This window comes from uncultured Roseovarius sp. (genome assembly GCF_913054395.1).
GTDB lineage: Bacteria > Pseudomonadota > Alphaproteobacteria > Rhodobacterales > Rhodobacteraceae > Roseovarius.
Map to the genome: position 1 here is coordinate 1 of NZ_CAJXIP010000247.1, position 3,025 is coordinate 3,025.

At 55.4% G+C, this 3,025-nt stretch carries 3 protein-coding genes, 1 tRNA gene and 1 pseudogene; 2 read left to right on the forward strand and 3 right to left on the reverse strand.

Annotated features, from left to right (window positions below; translation table 11 throughout):
• Positions 1-210: hypothetical protein (locus QZ522_RS18780; protein ID WP_294615228.1), on the forward strand; the 210-nt coding region annotated here is incomplete at its 5' end.
• A gap of 265 nt (positions 211-475) precedes the next feature.
• Here QZ522_RS18780 and QZ522_RS18785 read toward each other — a convergent pair.
• Together QZ522_RS18785 and QZ522_RS18790 are read right to left on the reverse strand one after the other, a co-directional pair.
• Complete coding sequence (locus QZ522_RS18785) at positions 476-1,519, reverse strand: patatin-like phospholipase family protein (RefSeq protein WP_294615231.1); 1,044 nt, start codon at positions 1,517-1,519, stop codon at positions 476-478.
• A 313-nt stretch (positions 1,520-1,832) separates the two neighbouring features.
• A pseudogene (locus QZ522_RS18790) lies at positions 1,833-2,003 on the reverse strand (integrase core domain-containing protein); the annotation flags it as partial.
• 258 nt (positions 2,004-2,261) lie between these two features.
• On the opposite strand from QZ522_RS18790, the gene QZ522_RS18795 reads away from it, so the two are divergent.
• Positions 2,262-2,654, forward strand: coding sequence for a thermonuclease family protein (locus QZ522_RS18795; protein ID WP_294615234.1), 393 nt, complete (start codon positions 2,262-2,264; stop codon positions 2,652-2,654).
• A 191-nt stretch (positions 2,655-2,845) separates the two neighbouring features.
• Here the strand turns inward: QZ522_RS18795 and QZ522_RS18800 are convergent.
• Positions 2,846-2,919: transfer RNA gene (locus QZ522_RS18800), tRNA-Cys, on the reverse strand.
• Positions 2,920-3,025: the final 106 nt, after the last annotated feature.

Consider the following 3,025-nt stretch of genomic DNA (forward strand, 5'->3'; position numbering starts at 1 on the left):
GGCGACGCATTTTTCGTCCGCGACCTGCGCAAAGTTGATCAATACACTGATGAGAGGCTTAAAAAACTTGCTGTCATTGCGGACTCGATCATCCAAAATTATGATTTGGCGCTTTATGCCCTGGAGGTTCTGCACGAGCGGGGCAGCATCACGGTGGATTTGGTGGAATGGTACTTCACTCAGGTTCCGGCATCGCATCGGCGGGCCTGAAACCCTGCGGGATTTGCCAGGATTGCATCCGGATATGCGCGGGTTTTCCATAGGCTTCTGCTCGACGCTGATGCCGTAACAGGACGCAATCGAGGGCGGCAGGACGGGCTTCAAGCCGCATGAGGCCTTTTTATCGCGGCAAGATTACAGATCAAATGATCCGCCATGTCGAAGACGAGCGGCCGATGGTGGGTTCCGACCGCTTCAAGCTGGTGCGCCCTTCAAGAGCTTTCAAAACGCTCCTGCCGCTTGGCCTTCACGGCGGTTAGCCCTGGTGCTCTGCCCCGATGCCTTGGAACATGGCACGCAGATCGACCGTGCTTTGTTGGCCGATTGCATCGAAATTGGCTTTCAGCCAGTCTTTGGCTGTGTCCCGCCCGATGTCGCGCAGGCGGGTCAGAAAAGCCCATTCCACGTTCATCTTGGACGAGGCGCCCATCGGCTTGAGGGCATCCTCGTTTTCAATGATATGCACGCGCACGGGGCGATATTCGTCGGTGGTCAACTTGCCTTCGCGGATCAGGCGATCGACAAAGTCGATGGCGCGCAATTCCTTGAGAAGGCTGGAATTAAAGCTTATTTCGTTCAGCCGGTTGTCAATTTCCTGCGGTGTGCGGGGCGCGCCCTTGCGTTCGATCGGGTTGATCTGGATGACCATGATATCGTCACAGCCCGTCCTGTCATAAAGCGGAAACAGCGAGGGATTTCCCATATATCCGCCATCCCAATAGGGTACGCCGTCAATCACGACCGCCTGATAAATGCTTGGCAGACAGGCCGACGCCATGACCATGTCGGCGGTCAGGTCGTGGCGGGGAAACACCTTGACCTTGCCGGTCTCGACATTGGTGGCCGAGATGAACAGCTTGAAGGCTTTACAGTTGCGGACCATTTCAAAATCAATGGTATCTTCGACCAGATCGCGCAGCGGATTGATATTCATCGGGTTGAGCTGATAGGGCGAGGCGACGCCGGACAGCGCATTCATGAAATGATAAAACGGGTTGTTCTCAAGCCCCCAGTTGCCGGTCAGGCGATCCATCGGGGTGCGCCGCAAAGGGCTTTGCTGGGCGCTTTTGCTCATCGAGCGCCAGAAATGATCAAGCGCGGCGCGTGCGCCGTCCGGCCCGTCGCGGGTAAAACCATCGGCTAGGGCCACGGCATTCATCGCCCCCGCAGAGGTGCCCGAGACACCGGTGATGTGCAATCGGCCATCTTCCAGGATATGGTCAAGCACGCCCCAGGAGAACGCGCCATGTGCGCCGCCACCCTGCAGGGCCAGATTGATCGGTTTGGTGGTCCTGCTCATCGGTTCAATGTCCTTGGTTCAAAAGCGGGGCAAGGGGGCGCATGGGCGCCCCCAAGCAATATCAGGCCGGATAGCCATGCGCCAGCCGATCACAAGGCAGGATCAGACCGGCGGTGGTTTCTCGGCCCCGGCAGGTGCGATGCTGACAAAGTTTGATGGAAACGATAAATATCATCTCCACGCGAAAGTGTTACTTTTATGATGTTAAGTGGTAAATCAAACACTGCGAGTATTAAGGACGAGCAGTAAACTGGGTTTCCCCCATTTGTTGGACAGTTTTTTGTTGGACAGTTTCCGGCGTCATTCGGGCTACTCATTGCGCCTGCGGATCGGGGTCGGTTGTTTCAGTTCTCAGCCGGTAGAGCACAGCGGGTGATCTGCCGCCAAGGGCCGAGTGCGGGCGTTGGTAATTGTAGAAAGTCATCCATTTCCGGATGCCCGCCTTCGGGTCTGATCCGGTCTCTCAGGCATGCAGGTATCCACAAGCCCGGCAATCAGGTTTTCGCCTTAATAAAGTCGCTGTTAGGCGGAAAAATGTTGCCATCTATAATTTGAGGGCAGCATTTTGCTTAGACTTATTATTCGTGCATTGTTTCGTAGCGGCTCGTCCCAACGAAAAACACAATCCTCCTCGAGCTATGTTCCGACCCCCTATGTCCGGCGGCGGGCGCCCAAATCACAGTCCCCAAGTCCAGTCACTCCTTCACGACCTGTTGCTAGTGCCCCTGAACAGCCAAGCCTAGTGCACGAAACCACGCTCACCGGCAAATGCTATGTGATCGACGGGGACACGATACAGATTGGTAAGGTGAGATTGCGTTTGGCGGGGATCGACGCGCCAGAGCTTGAGCATCCTTGGGGGAAGAAAGCAAAATGGGAATTGGTTGCACTCTGCAAAGGGCAAATCATCACCGCCGAGATCGAACCTGAGATTTCCTATGATCGGGTGGTTGCGACGTGCTTTCTACCTGACGGTCGCGATCTAAGCGCGGAAATGGTCGGAAGGGGAATGGCGCTCGATTGGCCCAAGTTCTCTGGCGGAAAATACGCGCACCTGGAACCTGAAGGTGTGCGCAAGAAACACTGGAAGGCCGCCGCGAGACAGCGCGGGCATATGCACGTTTTTCATAAGTGAAGGCATTTCTGAGCCTAGGCCGCACATTAATGCCGCAGAGCAGCATCTCAGAAGGAGATATCCCATAAGGCAGAAAATCAGGGCCATCGAAGCGCAGCGAAAAAGAGCGGAACAAAAACAGAATGTTTAGACATTTGTTTAGACTCTCGTCTACGCAATTGCCGAAAATCCGCTAAGTCATTGATTTTAAATGGAGGCGAGTACCGGAATCGAACCGGTGTACACGGATTTGCAATCCGCTGCGTAACCACTCCGCCAACTCGCCGCCGAAGGTGGTCGCTGTCGATTATCTGATCGCCCCGACCTGCGCAAGTGGGCAATGCGAGGTTTTCGCCGTTGCTAGGCGTTGCCGAGGCGCGGGTTCTGTGCCA

What these genes read in the sequence shown, in the direction of transcription:
- QZ522_RS18785 (WP_294615231.1), bottom strand. Translation starts at nt 1,519, where the DNA reads ATGAGCAGGACCACCAAACCGATCAATCTGGCCCTGCAGGGTGGCGGC.